Genomic DNA, 15,726 nt, shown 5'->3' with positions numbered 1-15,726 from the left:
GTCCGCCCAGCACTCACTTACTCCCTCATGAGCTTCAGCTTCGTCTGGCACGACTACGAAACCTTCGGCACCGACCCGGCCCGCGATCGCCCCTCGCAGTTCGCCGCTCGGCGTACCGATGAAAACCTGGAGTCGATCGGCGAGCCGCTGGTGATCTTCTGCGCGCCTGCGATCGACGTGCTGCCGCATCCGGAAGCCTGCCTGATCACCGGCATCACCCCGCAGCAGGCCCGCGATGAAGGCCTGCCCGAGTACGAGTTCGCGCGCCAGATCGACGAGCTGTTCAGCGTGCCCGGCAGCTGCGCAGCCGGCTACAACTCGATCCGCTTCGATGACGAAGTCACCCGCTATCTGCTCTATCGCAACTTCCACGAGGTCTATCTGCGCGAATGGCGCGGCGGCAACTCGCGCTGGGATCTGATCGATGTCGTTCGCCTCTGGCATGCGCTGCGGCCGCAGGGGCTGGAATGGCCGGTCGGCGACAATGGCGCCACCACCTTCAAGCTGGAACGTCTCAGCAAGGCCAATGGCCTGGTCCACGAGAAAGCCCACGACGCGCTCAGCGATGTCGATGCCACGATCGCCGTCGCCAAGCGCCTGAAGACCGCGCAGCCGCGGCTGTTCGAGCACGCACTGAAACTGCGTGACAAGAAATTCGCAGCGACCCTGCTCAACGTCCACGAGATGGCGCCGGTCGTCCACGTGTCCTCGAAGATTCCGGCCATGCGCGGCTGCATGGCGGTGATCGCGCCGATCGCGATGCACCCGACCAACAGCAACTGCGTGCTGACTTTCGATCTGAGCTGCGACATCGACGAACTGCTGGAACTCGATGCCGACGATCTTCGCGATCGCGTCTTCGCCTCGAACGACGATCTGCCCGATGGCCTCACCCGCCTGCCGCTGAAAGGCGTGCACCTGAACAAGTCGCCGATGCTGTCGCCGCTCGCCACGCTGCGTGGCGCGGATGCCGAGCGCTGGGGCATCGATATTGCCGCCTGTCTCGCCAATCAGGCCCGGCTGCTCGCTGCCGGTGATGCGCTGCGAGACAAGGTTCGCGAAGTGTTCACCCAGGAGCCGCGTGACTGGGCCGATCCGGAGCTGTCGCTGTACGGCGGCTTCCTGCCCGATGCCGACAAGCCGCGCCTGGCGAGAGTGCGCAACGCCGGTCCGGACACCATCGCCCGCCTGCACGGCAGCTTTGCCGACTCACGCTACGACGAGTTGTTGTTCCGCTACCGCGCCCGCCACTACCCGGACACGCTCGACGAAGACGAACGCGCGCGCTGGCAGGACTTCGTCGCCGGCAAGCTGCGCTACGACACCGGCGTCGCCAGCCTGACCCTGAACGCCTACCGCGAACAGGTCGCGATGCTGGCGGAACGCGAAGGCAATCCAGAGCGGCTACGGGTGCTGGCGCAGCTGGCGGTGTGGCCGGAAGAATCGGGTTTGGAGGCTTTGCTGCGCAGTTAAAGTTTGGCCACCAGCTGCCCCATGCGCTCGGTCAGCTTCACGTTCTCGCGGTAGTCCACCGGCACCGCGATCAGCGCCGGGCCGGGCTGGCGGAACGCTTCTTCCAGCGCGCCTGGCAGTTGCCCGGTCGTCGTCAGGGTGCGGCCCCAGCAGCCAAATGATTGCGCCAGCAGTTCGAAGTCCGGATTGCTGAATTCAAGCGGAAAGTGCTTGCCGAACTCGTTCTGCTGCTTCCATTCGATCAAGCCGTAGCTGCCGTCGACCCAGATCATCACGACGATGTTGAGCTGGTAGCGGACGGCAGTTTCCAGGTCCTGCAGGTTCATCAGGAAGCCGGCGTCGCCGCAGATCGCCAGAACGCGCTTTTCAGGCGCGGCGAACTTGGCGCCGATGGCGCCGGGCAGCGCGAAGCCCATCGAGCAGAAGCCGTTGGAGATCATCACGCTGTTTGGCGTTTCCGCCGGGTAATAGCGGCCGATCCACAGCTTGTGGGCGCCGACATCGGATAGCAGGATGTCGTCCGCCTTCAGAAACTCGCGCACGTCCCAGAGCACTTTCTGCGGCTTGATCGGAAACCCGGTGTCATTGCGTTCGCAGCCGTGATCGGCAGCGATCTGCTCGCGCAGCGGCTGCCACTTGCCGATGTCGTGCAGCGGCAACCGCGCGCTGTAATCGCGATCGAGCAGCGCGCTGATCTGCGCCAGGGTGCCGGCGATGTCGCCGACCACATCGGCCGACACGGCGTAATCCTGATCGACCTCGGCGGGCAGAAAATCGACGTGGATGATCTGTTTGTCGCGCTTGGCATTCCAGAACTGCGGGCTGTATTCGACCAGGTCATAGCCGATCACCAGCACCGCGTCGGCGGACGCCATCGCCTGATTGCCGTAGTCGTGCGCCTGCAGGCCGATGGTGAACAGGTTGTGCGGGTCCGAACGCGTCAGCGCGCCCTTGCCCATGAAGGTGTTGAACACCGGCAGGCCGGTCTTGTGGGCCAGGGCGCTCAGCTGTACGGCAGCACGGTCCCGCAGCGCGCCGTTGCCGGCGAGGATCACCGGGTTCTTGGCGTTGGCCAGGATCGCCACCGCCTGTTCGACGGCTCGGGCATCCGCTGTCGGCCTGCGCGTCCTGTAGACCGGCATCGGCGTGCCGACGATCTGATGCTTGGCCACATCCTCCGGCAGTTCGATGACGCAGACGCCAGGCTTCTCGGCCTCCGCGAGCTTGAACGCCTTGCGCAGGATTTCCGGGATCGAATCGGCGGCGATGATCGACTGCGCCCACTTGGAGATCGGCCGCATCATCGCGATCGCGTCCATGTTCTGGTGGCTTTCCTTGTGCAGCCGGCGCGTCGAACCCTGGCCGATGATCGCGACCACCGGCGAGCGGTCGAGATTGGCGTCGGCCAACCCGGTGACCAGATTGGTCGCGCCCGGCCCGAGCGTGGCCAGACAGACGCCGGCGCGCCCGGTCAGACGGCCGTAGACATCGGCCATGAACGCCGCTGCCTGCTCGTGGCGCACCAGGATGAAGCGGATCTTCGAATCCAGCAGCGCGATCATCAGATCGGCGTTTTCCTCACCGGGCAGGCCGAAGATGATTTCGACGCCTTCGGCTTCAAGGCAGCGTACGAACAGCTCGGCGGCCTTGATGGTCTTGCCATCCGTTGCCGAGTCAACGGCCTTTGCATCGTTCATGGAGTTGGGTCTACCTGTCTGAGCATGGCGGCGGTCCGGGCATGCGTGGCTTGGACTGGATCGCCTCGCCGCAGTTCAGCCGGCCGGCGAACCCAACCAGAAAGACCGAGCCTGCGTGCGATAATCGCGCCTCGTTTCAAGCCGCCCTCGCACCATGTCCGCCCGAAAGATTCTCGTCACCAACGCGCTGCCCTACGCCAACGGCCCGCTGCACCTCGGCCACATGGTCGGCTACATCCAGGCCGACATCTGGGTGCGCTTCCAGCGCATGTGCGGCAATGAGGTGACTTACGTCTGCGCCGACGACGCCCACGGCACGCCGATCATGCTGGCCGCCGAGAAGGCCGGCGTTGCCCCGGAAGCGTTCATCGCCGGCATGCAGGAATCCCACGCGGCCGATTTCGCGGCCTTCGGCGTGGCCTTCGATCACTACCATTCGACGCATTCGGACGAGAACCGGAAGCTGTCGGAATCCATCTACACGAAGCTGAAAGCGAAGGGCTACATCGCCAGCCGCTTCATCGAGCAGGCCTACGACCCGGTCAAGGAAATGTTCCTGCCGGATCGTTACATCAAAGGCGAATGCCCGAAGTGCGGCACCGCCGACCAGTACGGCGACAACTGCGAAAACTGCGGCGCGACCTACGGGCCGACCGACCTCAAGAACCCGAAGTCCGTGGTTTCTGGCGCGACTCCAGTGCTGAAGGAATCCGAGCACTACTTCTTCACGCTGTCTAAACCTGAAGTGCAAACCGAAGTTCAGCAGTGGCTGGAACACGCCCAAGTGCATTCCAGCGTCAAGGCCAAGCTCCGTGAATGGCTCGATGGCGGCCTGCGCGACTGGGATATCTCGCGCGATGCGCCGTACTTCGGCTTCGAGATTCCGGATGCGCCGGGGAAGTATTTCTACGTCTGGCTCGATGCGCCGATCGGCTACTTCGCCAGCCTGAGCGCCCTGCTCGGCAACGACGAAGCCAGGCTCGCCGAGTTCATCGGCCCGGATTCCACCGCCGAGATGTGGCACTTCATCGGCAAGGACATCATCAACTTCCACGGCCTGTTCTGGCCGGCGATGCTGAAAGGCGCCGGTCATCGCCAGCCGACCGGCCTATCGGTCAACGGCTATCTGACCGTCAACGGCGCGAAGATGAGCAAGTCGCGCGGGACGTTCATCAAGGCGCGCACCTACCTGGATGCTGGTCTGAACCCGGAATATCTGCGCTACTACTTCGCGGCGAAGCTGTCGGATGGCGTTGACGATCTCGATCTCAATCTCGATGACTTCGTGGCGCGCGTGAACAGCGACATCGTGGGCAAGTACGTGAATATTGCCAGTCGTTGTGCACCGTTCCTGAACAAGTATTTCTCAGGGCAGTTGTCGTCAACGCTTTCGGCAGAGATCACGGAAACGCTGGCGAATTACTTCGGCGCCAAGCCCGACGCCGTGTTCGAAGCCTATGCCCGCCGTGATTATGCTGAAGCCCTGCGCCAGACCATGGCACTGGCCGACACCGCCAATCAATGGATTCAGGATGTCGAACCCTGGTCGCTGGCCAAGCTGATCGAACAGAACAGCCTCGGGCCTTTCCGCACCAAAACCGGCCGCGAGATATCGTTCACTTCGGCGGATGAAGTCCGCACTGCGCTTCATGAATCGACGACGGCGTTCGTCGAGATCTTCCGGGTTCTGACCGTACTGCTGGCGCCTGTGCTGCCGACCCTCACGACCAAGGCGCTGCACTTCCTGGGCGATGCAGCCGGTCGCGGAATCAAGGCGGCTCAACTCGGCTACGCGGTGCGGACCTTCGAACCGCTGGCAACGCGTATCGACCCGGCTGCAATCAAGGCAATGATCGCTGCATCCACCGAAAGCCTTGCGCCAACCGCAACAGGAGCGCCTAAAGCCAAGCCTGCGAAACCAGCTCCGGCCGCGGTGGCTGCTCCGACAGCAAGCCAAGCCGGCGACGCCACCCACGCCAGCATCGAAGACTTCGCCAGGATCGATCTGCGCATCGCCCGCATCGAAAACGCCGAAAGCGTCGAAGGTGCGGACAAGCTGCTGCGGCTGACACTCGATCTCGGCGCGCTCGGCAAGCGGCAGGTGTTTGCCGGCATCAAGAGCGCTTATCCGCCGGAAAAACTCGTCGGCCGGCTGACCGTGATGGTCGCCAATCTGGCGCCGCGCAAGATGCGCTTCGGCATGTCCGAAGGCATGGTGCTGGCGGCCAGCGGTGACGAAGGTGGCCCGTTCCTGCTCGCGCCGGATGACGGCGCGCAGCCGGGCATGAAGGTGAAGTGAATCTGGACCTCACGTTCGCGGCGAAGCTTTACTGCACTGCGACCGGTGCCGTGCTGATCGCCCTCGGCCTGAGCGCCTGGGGCACTGACCGCGCGAACCCGATCATCGGCGCGATGCTGGCCGGCGCCGGTTTGTTCCTGATCGCCGGCAGCTTCGGCCGCCCGACCCGGCTGACCGCGATGCTGGCGCTGTGTGCGCTGTGTTTCGGCGGCGCGTTCCTGGCCGGGCTGGGCTACGCGCTGCTGGCCTTGGCGCTGCCGTCCTGGCCGGTGCTGCGACTACTGCTGATCGAACTCGCAGCGGCCGTGGTCGCGGCGACGCTGGCCCGTCGGATGTACCTTGAATCGCTGAAATGATCGGCGATCTGGTCACTCGCCTCGATGCACTGCTGCCGCAGACACAGTGCCGCCGCTGCGGCTTCGATGGCTGTCGGCCTTACGCGGAGGCGCTAGCCAACAACAGCACGACGCTGAATCGCTGCCCGCCCGGCGGACTGGCGACGATCACCGCACTGGCCACCGCGCTTGAACTGGCGCCACTGTCGCCGGACCCTGCGGTATGGCCGGAAGATGCACCGCTGACCGTCGACCAGGCATTGATCCAGACCATCGCGGTGATCGACGAGACGCGCTGCATCGGCTGCTACAAGTGCGTGCTGGTCTGCCCGGTCGATGCGATTTTCGGCGCGCCGAAATTCCTTCACGTGGTGATCGACGAGGACTGCTCGGGCTGCGATCTGTGCCTGCCACCCTGCCCGGTCGACTGCATCTCGCTCGAAGTTCGGCCCGCCACGCTGACGCCGGCCGCGGCGATGGCCGAGCGCTGGCGCAAGCTGCACGAGCGACGCAAGGTTCGTCTGGCCCGTGAGCGCGAGCAGCGCGATGAAGCCCGCCGGCTGCGCCGTGGCGAAGTGCTGGCGGCGCAGGCGAAGGAGATCGACATCGGCGCCGCAATCGCCCGCGCGCGGCTGCGCAGACAGCAGACCCAGCCCTGAATTCCTCATGAAACTGGAAAACCGCATCGAGCTTTACCGTCGCCTCGCCGCCGCCAATCCGGACCCGCGCAGTGAACTGGTCTATCGCAACAGTTTCGAACTGCTGGTGGCCGTGGTGCTCTCGGCGCAAGCCACCGATGTCAGCGTCAACAAGGCCACCGAGAAGCTGTGGCCGATCGCCAGCACGCCGGAAGCGATCCTGGCGCTCGGCGAGGCCAAGCTGCGCGACTACATCAAGACCATCGGCCTCTATCAGACCAAGGCGAAGAACGTCATCAAGCTTTGCGAGCTGCTGCTGGCGCGGCACGGCGGCGTGGTGCCGAACGATCGCGCCGCACTCGAGGCGCTACCCGGCGTCGGCTCGAAGACCGCGAGCGTGGTGCTGAACGTCGCTTTTGGCGTACCGACGATCGCCGTCGACACGCATATCTTCCGGATCGCCAACCGCACCGGCCTGGCACCGGAAAAGACCGCCGACAAGGTCGCCGCGAAGCTGGAGAAAGTGACGCCCAAGGAGTTCCTGCTCAACGCTCATCACTGGTTGATCCTGCACGGCCGCTACGTCTGCAAGGCGCGGCAGCCGGAATGCTGGCGCTGCTCGATCGTCGATCTCTGCGGCTACACGGCGAAGACCCCGGCAGCAGGCGACACGGCAACGGCACTGAAGGGCAAGCCGGTGGTCAGAAGGAAACCTACAGCCCGCAAAACTGCAGCGCGTTGACCCAACCCGGACACACACGCATGGATGACGGCCTTTCCCCGACGCTGAACCGCCCGCGCTGGCAGGCCCTGCTTGCCGATGCGATCACGCGGCCGGCGGATCTGCTGGCGGCGCTGGGAATCGACGCCGCGCATCCCGCGCTCGCCGCCGAGCATCTCCACGACTTTCCGATCCGGGTGCCGCGCAGCTTCGTGGCACGCATGCGGCCTGGCGACCCGAACGACCCGCTGTTCCTGCAGATCTGGCCACGGCCGGCCGAAGCGGACGAGGTGCCTGGCTACGGCGTCGACGCGGTCGGCGACATGGCCAAGCTGAAAGGTGGCGGGCTGATCCACAAGTACCGCGGCCGGGCGCTGGTGATCGCCACCGGTGCCTGCGCGGTGAACTGCCGCTACTGCTTCCGGCGTCACTTCCCGTATGGCGATGCCATGGCCGCACGTGGCCAATGGCGCGAGACGCTGGCCGAACTCGACGCCGATCACTCGATCGAGGAAGTGATCCTGTCCGGCGGCGATCCGCTGGCGCTCTCCGACGACAAGCTCGCCGTGTTCGCCGACGCGCTGGACACCCGACCGTGGATCCGCCGCCTGCGCCTGCACACGCGAGTGCCGGTGGTGTTGCCGGAACGGGTCGACGGCGCGCTGCTCCGCTGGCTCACGGCGAGCCGTCTGCAGAAGATCATCGTGCTGCATGCCAACCACGGCAACGAGATCGACGACTCGGTGATCGCCGCCTGTGTCGCGCTGCGCAGCACCGGCGCGCAATTGCTGAACCAGGCCGTGCTGTTGCGGGGCGTCAACGACACGACGGACGCACAGGCCGAGCTGTCCGAGCGGCTGCTGGCCGCCGGCGTGTTGCCCTACTATCTTCACGTCCTCGACCGGGTGGCAGGCGCCGCACATTTCGACGTGAGTGAACTGACAGCACAGACGATCATGCGGGAGCTGGCGGCGCGCTTGCCGGGCTATCTGGTGCCGCGTCTGGTCCGCGAAATCGCCGGCGAGCCGGCCAAGACCCAGCTGCCGTGGTAGCGGCGCTGCCCATCACGCCACGGTCATGAATCTGCCGCGCGAGCCCGCCCCGTCCCGGGCCGCATTCCGCGCGGCGCTCGCCGCATCCTCGCCTGCACCGGGTAGCGTGCGCGCCGCGCTGCTACTGCATATCGACGGCTGGGCCGGCATCGAAGAGCGCATCGGCTTCGTCGAGGCCGAAGCGCTGGCCGGGCTGGTCTCGGCGGCGATCAACACACGACTGACGCCGGACGATGCGCGCTATGCCTTGTCGATCGACGAAACCGGTTTGATCCTGCAGCGCGCCGATCTCGCCGGCATCGAGCGGCTGGCCGAAACCCTGCGCCGCGAGCTGCACGAGGAAATCTTCACGATCCGCGATCAGGAGGTACAACTCTCGGTCACGCTCGCCTGGTTCCAGACCGGCACCGCCGACACGCTCGACGCGATGCTCCACAAGCTGGTCGGCGAAGCGCGTGCGGCTTCGCTGAAGGGCGGCAACACGGTGATCGGCGTCGGCGTGATCGCACCCGCGGTGCAGAACGATCGCGAGGACGCGCGCATCGCCGGCCTGACCCGCCGCGCGCTCGCCGAGGACCGAATGCGGCTGGCCTTCCAGTCGATCGCCAGCCTCGAAGGTGGCCGCCATACCCACTTCGATCTGCAGGTGCGCATGGTCGACGAAGACGGCCGCGAGTGGCGCGCCACGGAGTTCCTGCCGGCTGCCCAGAAATTCAATCTGATGCGCTCGGTCGATCGCTGGGTGATCGCCACGGCGCTCGATATCGTCCAGCGTCGTCGCGGCACCCGCGATGCGGCCACGCTGTTCATCAAGCTGTCCGAAGACACCGTGCGCGATGCCGAAGCCTTCATCCTCTGGCTGCGCGGCCTGCTCGACGGTCAGCGGCTCAAGGCAAGCGAAGTGGTCTTCCAGGCCCAGGAACTGGTGCTGCAGAATCACATCCGCAAAGCCCGCGCGCTGACCCGGGAACTGGTCGAACTCGGCGCCGGTGTCGCCATCGAACACTTCGGCGTCGGCAGCAACTCCCGGCAGATGCTCGACTACATCCCGGCCCAGTTCCTGAAATTCCACGCCTCGTACACGCAGTCATTCGCCGATCGCGAAGTCCAGAAACGGCTCGGCGATCTGATCGAAGCCGCGAAGCAGCATCGGATGAAAACCATCGTCAGCCACGTCGAGCGCGCCGACATGATGGCCAAGCTCTGGCAGATGGGCATCCACTTCATCCAGGGCTACCACGTGCAGGAGCCCGAGGTGGTGATGCTCGGCGAGGATCTAGGGGTGAAGCGCTGAGCGGCGCGCAGCAAAAAGGCGACCCGAGGGTCGCCTTTTTTGTCGCAAAAGTTCCCAAGGCGGGTGCTCACGATCGCCACCGACCGAGGGCCCCCGAACGCTTTACTCGGGGATCGGTCGCAAGGCGATCGGGAGCAGCATCCCCCCATCAGGCTGACGCCTGAAGTCGAGCGATGCGCTCTTCAAGCGGGGGATGCGTCATGAACAAGCTCTTCACCTCGCTGGCAATACCAAACGCCTGCATGCCCTGCGGCAAGGTCGATGGCTCGTGCTGGGCTTTCAGCTTCTGCAACGCGGCGATCATCTTGCGCTTGCCGGCGTAGTGCGCGCCGCCGGCATCGGCAGCGAATTCGCGGCGGCGCGAGAACCAGGCGACGACGATCGAGGCCGCGAAGCCGAGCACGATCTGCATGACGAACGAGGTGACGTAGTAGCCGATGCCCGGGCCGCCGCGATCGTCGCTGCGCTTCAGCGCCGAATCCACCGCGTAGCCGATGACTCTCGACAGGAAGATCACGAAGGTATTGAGCACACCCTGGATCAGGGTCAGCGTGACCATGTCGCCGTTGGCGACGTGGGCGATCTCGTGGCCGAGCACGGCTTCGGTCTCGTCCTGGTTCAGCGAGCGCAGCAGGCCGGTCGATACCGCGACCAGCGCATTGTTCTTCGACATGCCGGTAGCGAAAGCGTTGATTTCCGGCGCGTCGTAGACCGCGACTTCCGGCATGCCGATGCCGGCCGCGCGGGCCTGGCGTTCGACGGTCGCCAGCAGCCAGGCTTCGGCGGCGCTCTTCGGCTGCTCGATGACCACGGCACCGGTGGAGCGCTTGGCCATCCACTTCGACATTGCCAGCGAGATGAACGAGCCGCCCATGCCGAACACCGCCGAGAAGATCAGCAGGCTGCCGAGGTTCAGACCGTTCTGGGTCAGGAAGCGGTCGCCGCCGAGCAGGCTGACGACCACCGACAGTACCAGCATGATTGCGATGTTGGTGAGCAGGAAAAGACCGATGCGTTTCATGGCTGCATTCCGTGATGCGTGTTCAGGTTCGGGAATATTGGCGGCTGACTATCGATTCTCAAGAGGCTCAGGCAGCAGACTCACCGGTACGGCCACTGGCCACCGCGCTCATCGCGTCAACTCTCTGATAGCCACGCGGCAGGGGATTGCCGCGGGACGCGCGAGCGCCGTGATAGCCGGATTCCAGATCGCTGGCCTTGATCGTCAGGCGGCGCTTCAGGCTGGTGACTTCCAGCCCCGAACCGGCTGGCAGCACGCAGGCAGCGACGATGCGGTCCTCACCCTTGAGCCCGATCAGCTTGTTGCCTTTGCCCTTGGCCAGTTCCGGCAGTTCGCTGGCCGGGAATACCAGCAGGCGGCCTTCGGCAGTGGCAACGGCGATCCGCTCCTCGGCCGGCTTCTTCAACTGCATTGGCGGCAGCGGCGTGCCTTCCAGGGTCAGGCAGGCCTTGCCGGCCTTGTTGCGGCCCTGCAGATCGTCGAGCTTGGCGTAGAAGCCATAGCCATCGCTGCCGGCCAGCATGTAGCGCTCGCTCGCGTCGCCGGCGATCAGCGCGATGATGTTGGCGCCGTCCTGCAGATCGAGCTTGGTGGTCACCGGCTCGCCCTGCGAACGTGCGCTCGGCAGTTCGCGTGGGTTCAGCGTGTAGGCACGGCCTTTCGAGTCGAGCAGGATCAGCAGGTGATTGGTACGCCCGGCCACCGAAGTCAGGTATTCATCGCCGGTCTTGTAGCTCAGGCCGGTGACGTCGACTTCGTGGCCCTTGGCGGCGCGGATCCAGCCGGCTTTCGACAGCACCACGGTGATCGGCTCGCTGGGCAGGATTTCCGTCGCTTCCAGCGCCACGGCCGGCGCGCGGGCGACCAGCGGGCAGCGGCGATCGTCGCCGTACTTCTTGGCGTCCTCGTCGATTTCCCTGCCGACCAGATTGCGCAGCTTGGTTTCCGAGGCCAGCAGGTCTTCGAGCTTGGCGCGTTCGGCAGCCAGTTCGGCCTGCTCGCCGCGAATCTGCATCTCCTCGATCTTCTGCAGGTGACGCAGACGCAGATCGAGAATCGCGTTGGCCTGGATGTCGCTGAGGCCGAAGCGCGCCATCAACTCGGCGTGCGGGTCTTCCTCGTAGCGGATGATCCGGATCACCTCGTCGATGTTCAGGAAGGCGATCAGCAAGGCATCGAGGATGTGCAGGCGCTCGTTGACCTTCTTCAGGCGGTATTCGAGACGGCGCTTGACCGTCGCCACGCGGTAGACCAGCCATTCGCTGAGGATTTCCGGCAGCTTCTTGACCCGCGGCCGGCCGTCGAGGCCGATCATGTTCAGGTTCACGCGCACCGATTTCTCGAGATCGGTGGTCGCGAACAGATGGGTCATCAGCGCATCGATGTCGACCCGGTTCGAGCGCGGGATGATGACGATGCGGGTCGGGTTCTCGTGATCGGATTCATCGCGCAGATCCTCGACCAGCGGCAGCTTCTTGGCCCGCATCTGCTCGGCGATCTGCTCCTGGATCTTGGCCGGTGAGACCTGGTGCGGCAGCTGGGTGATGACGACGTTGTCGTCCTCGCGCTCCCAGCGCGCACGCATGCGGACCATGCCGTTGCCGGTGTCGTACAGCTTCCGCAGCTCGGCCGGCTCGCTGATGATTTCGCAGCCGGTCGGGAAATCCGGGCCCGGCAGCACGGTCATCAGCTCGTCGAGCGTGGTCTTCGGATTCTTCAGCAGCAGCTTGCAGGCCAGCGCCAGCTCGCGAAGATTGTGCGGCGGGATGTCGGTGGCCATGCCGACGGCGATGCCGGTGGTGCCGTTGACCAGGATGTTCGGCAGCCGCGCCGGCAGCAGCTTCGGCTCCTGCAGCGTGCCGTCGAAGTTCGGCACCCAGTCCGAAGTACCCATTTCCAGTTCGCCGAGCAGGGTCGACGCATACGGGGTCAGCTTGGCTTCGGTGTAGCGCATCGCCGCGAACGATTTCGGATCATCCGCCGAACCCCAGTTGCCCTGGCCATCGACCAGCGGGTAGCGATAGGCAAATGGCTGGGCCATCGTCACCATCGCTTCGTAGCAGGCGCTGTCGCCATGCGGATGGAACTTGCCGATCACGTCGCCGACGGTACGGGCAGATTTCTTCGGCTTCGAGGTCGAGCTCAGGCCCAGCTCGCTCATCGCATAGATGATGCGGCGCTGGACCGGCTTCAGGCCGTCGGCGACGTGCGGCAGGGCGCGGTCCAGCACGACGTACATCGAGTAGTCGAGATATGCCTTTTCGGCGAACAGCCGCAAAGGCAGGCGTTCGGTTTCAGTCGGTTCGATTGGGGTCATGTTCAGGCTGGGTCAGCGGCAGCGATCATCACCGGGCCCTGATGCAGCGGGGCCGGGGCATCCGGAGGGGCCGTATTTGACCATGTCCGAGCAGGCGCGCGGCAACCATGACGATCGTCGGCTTGATGTTGTAATCGAGCGTCAGGCAACGAGCGTTCACTTTTCGGCATGGAAAAAATCAATCATTCCGGGGGTCAACGGCATCGACAGCGCGACAAACGGCTGATAACGTTGCCAAACGCTCGTTCAAAGCGTGACAACTAAAAATTCTGGCACAGGGAACACCGAGGAAACCCATGAGAAAGATCTTGATTGCTGCAGTTGCGACGTCAGCCCTGTTTGCCACAGCCGCACAAGCTGAACCCGTTGGTCTGGTACGCGGTTTGGTGGGAACCGGCGTTGCCGTCCTGCAGGCCCCTGGCCTGACCCTCACGACGCTGCTGACCGACCGTGCCCTGATCGTCGGCAAGCTGCCGCCGCTCGGTCTGAACTTCGTCAACGCGCTGGTGCCGATTCTGACCAATCAGCCGGTGAAGTCGACCACGCAGACCGTCATCGTGCCGCTGCCGGGCCCGGAATTCCTGAACATGACCCTGGTCAACCTGCCGGACCGCATCGGCGTCAAGGTCGGCGCATCGGGCCCAGTCACCTTCACGCTGACCACGGGTCCGCAGTAAGGACTCAAGCGGTCGACGGATAACGAAACCGGCACTCGATGCCGGTTTTGTCGTTTTCGATGTCGCTGCAAAATAACGATTTCACCCCCTGCTGCATCTGTTGATGTGTCCAACCCCCCAAACGGATTCGGGCTCAGACTGAACCAAAGGAGATTTGTAATGAAGAAGACCCTGTTTGCTGCCGCCGCCCTCGCCTCAGTGATGTCGATCCCAGCGCAGGCTGGCGGACCGATCGTCCAGAACACCCTTCTGGTCGTGAAGGCCGTGCTCGCCGAGCCAGGCGTTTCGCTGGGCAACATCGTCAAGGCGCTGCCGGATATCGCCAATGACACCGTCGCTGGCGTTGCCAACGTCGCCAACGCACTGCCGCCGGCCCTGCTTCGCACCTCGCCGCAGCAAGCCACCACGCAGACCATCATCGTGCCGCTGCCTGGCCCGGCGTTCCTGAATGCAGACCTGGTCAACATCCAGGGCGAAGTCGGCGTCAAGGTCACGATGGCCAGCCCGCTGACGATCACGCTGACCACCGGCCGGTAAGCGCGGCTGGCAGTATTTTAAGCAGTCTCGAAAAGCCCGGCAGCGTGCCGGGCTTTTCGTATTCGGGCATCGTCGATCTTTCCGCCGTGCCGTCATTTCCCAATCAGGATCCGCACCTTGGCCATAGCCCTGCCCCCGCCGGCTGAACCGCAGATGGTGCCGGCGGCAGAAATTCGCCCTTACGCCAAGTTGAAGGTCCAGGCCGGCGCGCTGACTTTCTACGTCGCCGATTTCTGCAAGCTCGGTACGGCTCAGGTGGTGCGTGTGGCGTCTGTCGCCACGACCCCGGCAGAGATCGTCCGCGGCCTCGGTGCCAGCTGCTACCTGCTCGGTTATCCGGCCGCGCTGACCCGTTACGGCGTCGACGGCTCGACGCTGTACATCGAAGTGCAGCGCGGCAGGATCAGCTCGGTGGAAGCCTCACCCCGAATCAAGGCGTACTTCGCCGGCATCGAAAAGAAGCGCTTCGTCACCGCCGCCGATCTTGAAAAACGCCGCGTGCTGGCCGATTCGCTCAGCGAACGTGCCGGTGACAACTATCAGATGCAGCTGGTCCCGGACGGCCCGGATTCCTCGAAGCTGGTCATCGACAACCCGACCGATGGCCGCGATCGCCTGCAGCTGCGCGCCGGCTTCGCGACCAACGGCAATCGCTATTCCGGCCGCTATATCGCCGATGGTCAGGCCCGCTACTCATGGGGCGATGGCACCGAAGCGCTGGTCGGTATCGGCGCGGCAGTGCGTCCACCACAGTTGCGCGACGACCAGAGCGGCCCCTATCACGAAGCCTCGGGCTCGTTGACCCGGGTCACCACCGCCGGCGTGCTCGGCGTCGACGGCCGCTATGTCGAACTCAAGCCGAAGGTGCCGGCGATCGATGCCATGGGTACCGTTTTCCCGGCAGGACTGGATGGCGAAATCTCCGAAGCCGGCGTTTCCTGGCTGGTGCCGCTGCATGCCACCTACACGGAACGCGTCACCCTGAGCCTGCGCGTTGCCCGCGTGCAGCAGACCTTCGATTTCGACGATCAACGCCTGCTGACTGAGCGCTACACCAAGGCCAATATCGTGGTCAGCGGCGCCACCCGGTTCGCGGTCGGCAACAGCCATATCTTCGAACTGCAGGGCGGCGTCGATCTGAGCCAGGGCTTCACCTCTTCGCCGTTCGTGCCGGCCGGTGGTGGCGGACGCGGCCAGTTCTCGATGGCCCGGCCGGCCATCCGTCTGAGCTATCAGCCGGACGCAGCGTTCACGCCGTCGATCGAAGCTTCCGCCCAGTTCACCTCGGCGGCGCTGCCGCAGAACGAACAGGTGGTGCTCGGCGGCGACGCCCAGCGCGCTTTCGAGCCCGGCACGGCGGCTGGTGATCAGGGCTGGCGCGCGCGCGCCACGATCAACCATCGGCCTTGGGCTCTGGGCTGGCTGTCATTCGAACCGACCCTGTTCGCCGAATACGGCGCTGCCCGTTTCCGCGATCCGCCACCGGTCACGGCCGGCACCGCCGAACGCGCAGCGGTTGGCCTCGAAGCGACCGTGCGACTGGGCAGCACGGTGGAGTTCACCGGTTTCGTCGCCGAGCCGGTCCTGGCTTCGGGACCGTCGCTACTCGCCGACGACGAGCGCCGGCTCGGTGCACGGCTGAGCATTACCTACTAGGTCAACCGC

At 64.8% G+C, this 15,726-nt stretch carries 14 protein-coding genes; 11 read left to right on the top strand and 3 right to left on the bottom strand.

The window, feature by feature from the left end; translation table 11 throughout:
• Positions 1-27: 27 nt before the first annotated feature.
• Complete coding sequence (sbcB, locus tag G513_RS0103590; protein ID WP_022975457.1) at positions 28-1,473, top strand: exodeoxyribonuclease I; 1,446 nt, start codon at positions 28-30, stop codon at positions 1,471-1,473.
• On the opposite strand, the gene G513_RS0103585 is transcribed toward sbcB, so the two are convergent.
• The gene (locus G513_RS0103585; protein WP_022975456.1) at positions 1,470-3,170 is read right to left on the bottom strand and encodes an acetolactate synthase large subunit; all 1,701 of its coding nucleotides are present in this window, start codon (positions 3,168-3,170) and stop codon (positions 1,470-1,472) included. The genes sbcB and G513_RS0103585 overlap by 4 nt on opposite strands.
• Before the next feature lie 154 nt (positions 3,171-3,324).
• Between G513_RS0103585 and metG the strand changes: the two genes are divergently transcribed.
• The 6 genes from metG to G513_RS24630 are packed head-to-tail and all read left to right on the top strand — an operon-like array spanning position 3,325 to position 9,509.
• Positions 3,325-5,469, top strand: a complete 2,145-nt coding sequence (gene metG, locus G513_RS0103580; RefSeq protein ID WP_022975455.1) for a methionine--tRNA ligase — start codon at positions 3,325-3,327, stop codon at positions 5,467-5,469.
• On the top strand, positions 5,466-5,825 hold the full coding sequence (locus G513_RS0103575) for a hypothetical protein (protein WP_022975454.1): 360 nt from the start codon (positions 5,466-5,468) through the stop codon (positions 5,823-5,825). The genes metG and G513_RS0103575 overlap by 4 nt, the downstream gene beginning before the upstream one ends.
• Positions 5,822-6,463 (top strand): RnfABCDGE type electron transport complex subunit B, encoded by a 642-nt coding sequence (locus tag G513_RS0103570; protein ID WP_022975453.1) that lies wholly within the window; start codon positions 5,822-5,824, stop codon positions 6,461-6,463. The genes G513_RS0103575 and G513_RS0103570 overlap by 4 nt, the downstream gene beginning before the upstream one ends.
• Positions 6,464-6,470: 7 nt before the next feature.
• Positions 6,471-7,184: an endonuclease III gene (gene nth, locus G513_RS21210; RefSeq protein WP_022975452.1), complete on the top strand. Its 714-nt coding sequence runs from the start codon at positions 6,471-6,473 to the stop codon at positions 7,182-7,184.
• A gap of 20 nt (positions 7,185-7,204) precedes the next feature.
• Positions 7,205-8,215 carry an EF-P beta-lysylation protein EpmB gene (gene epmB, locus G513_RS0103560; RefSeq protein ID WP_022975451.1) on the top strand — a complete coding sequence of 337 codons (1,011 nt, stop codon included), beginning with the start codon at positions 7,205-7,207 and terminating at the stop codon, positions 8,213-8,215.
• 25 nt (positions 8,216-8,240) lie between these two features.
• A complete protein-coding gene (locus G513_RS24630) occupies positions 8,241-9,509 on the top strand; it encodes an EAL domain-containing protein (protein WP_084711321.1) in 1,269 nt (422 codons plus the stop codon).
• 148 nt (positions 9,510-9,657) lie between these two features.
• Here the strand turns inward: G513_RS24630 and htpX are convergent, their stop codons facing one another.
• Together htpX and parC are read right to left on the bottom strand one after the other, a co-directional pair.
• Positions 9,658-10,530, bottom strand: a complete 873-nt coding sequence (gene htpX / locus G513_RS0103550; protein ID WP_022975449.1) for a protease HtpX — start codon at positions 10,528-10,530, stop codon at positions 9,658-9,660.
• A gap of 67 nt (positions 10,531-10,597) precedes the next feature.
• Positions 10,598-12,847: a DNA topoisomerase IV subunit A gene (parC, locus tag G513_RS21195; protein WP_022975448.1), complete on the bottom strand. Its 2,250-nt coding sequence runs from the start codon at positions 12,845-12,847 to the stop codon at positions 10,598-10,600.
• A gap of 82 nt (positions 12,848-12,929) precedes the next feature.
• Between parC and G513_RS25640 the strand changes: the two genes are divergently transcribed.
• The 4 genes from G513_RS25640 to G513_RS0103530 all read left to right on the top strand — a co-directional run bounded on the left by G513_RS25640 (position 12,930) and on the right by G513_RS0103530 (position 15,717).
• Positions 12,930-13,073, top strand: a complete 144-nt coding sequence (locus G513_RS25640) for a hypothetical protein (RefSeq protein WP_169560490.1) — start codon at positions 12,930-12,932, stop codon at positions 13,071-13,073.
• A gap of 70 nt (positions 13,074-13,143) precedes the next feature.
• Positions 13,144-13,524 (top strand): hypothetical protein, encoded by a 381-nt coding sequence (locus G513_RS0103540; protein ID WP_156891375.1) that lies wholly within the window; start codon positions 13,144-13,146, stop codon positions 13,522-13,524.
• Positions 13,525-13,683: 159 nt separating this feature from the next.
• Complete coding sequence (locus tag G513_RS0103535; RefSeq protein WP_022975446.1) at positions 13,684-14,061, top strand: hypothetical protein; 378 nt, start codon at positions 13,684-13,686, stop codon at positions 14,059-14,061.
• Positions 14,062-14,178: 117 nt separating this feature from the next.
• Positions 14,179-15,717, top strand: coding sequence for a ShlB/FhaC/HecB family hemolysin secretion/activation protein (locus G513_RS0103530; RefSeq protein WP_156891373.1), 1,539 nt, complete (start codon positions 14,179-14,181; stop codon positions 15,715-15,717).
• Positions 15,718-15,726: the final 9 nt, after the last annotated feature.

Origin of the sequence: Nevskia ramosa DSM 11499 (genome assembly GCF_000420645.1) — a bacterium.
GTDB classification, from domain to species: domain Bacteria; phylum Pseudomonadota; class Gammaproteobacteria; order Nevskiales; family Nevskiaceae; genus Nevskia; species Nevskia ramosa.
This window is presented reverse-complemented; position numbering and strand designations above follow the sequence as displayed.

What these genes read in the sequence shown, in the direction of transcription:
- sbcB (WP_022975457.1), top strand. Translation starts at nt 28, where the DNA reads ATGAGCTTCAGCTTCGTCTGGCACGACTACGAAACCTTCGGCACCGAC.
- G513_RS0103585 (WP_022975456.1), bottom strand. Translation starts at nt 3,170, where the DNA reads ATGAACGATGCAAAGGCCGTTGACTCGGCAACGGATGGCAAGACCATC.
- metG (WP_022975455.1), top strand. Translation starts at nt 3,325, where the DNA reads ATGTCCGCCCGAAAGATTCTCGTCACCAACGCGCTGCCCTACGCCAAC.
- G513_RS0103570 (WP_022975453.1), top strand. Translation starts at nt 5,822, where the DNA reads ATGATCGGCGATCTGGTCACTCGCCTCGATGCACTGCTGCCGCAGACA.
- nth (WP_022975452.1), top strand. Translation starts at nt 6,471, where the DNA reads ATGAAACTGGAAAACCGCATCGAGCTTTACCGTCGCCTCGCCGCCGCC.
- epmB (WP_022975451.1), top strand. Translation starts at nt 7,205, where the DNA reads ATGGATGACGGCCTTTCCCCGACGCTGAACCGCCCGCGCTGGCAGGCC.
- G513_RS24630 (WP_084711321.1), top strand. Translation starts at nt 8,241, where the DNA reads ATGAATCTGCCGCGCGAGCCCGCCCCGTCCCGGGCCGCATTCCGCGCG.
- htpX (WP_022975449.1), bottom strand. Translation starts at nt 10,530, where the DNA reads ATGAAACGCATCGGTCTTTTCCTGCTCACCAACATCGCAATCATGCTG.
- parC (WP_022975448.1), bottom strand. Translation starts at nt 12,847, where the DNA reads ATGACCCCAATCGAACCGACTGAAACCGAACGCCTGCCTTTGCGGCTG.
- G513_RS25640 (WP_169560490.1), top strand. Translation starts at nt 12,930, where the DNA reads ATGTCCGAGCAGGCGCGCGGCAACCATGACGATCGTCGGCTTGATGTT.
- G513_RS0103540 (WP_156891375.1), top strand. Translation starts at nt 13,144, where the DNA reads ATGAGAAAGATCTTGATTGCTGCAGTTGCGACGTCAGCCCTGTTTGCC.
- G513_RS0103535 (WP_022975446.1), top strand. Translation starts at nt 13,684, where the DNA reads ATGAAGAAGACCCTGTTTGCTGCCGCCGCCCTCGCCTCAGTGATGTCG.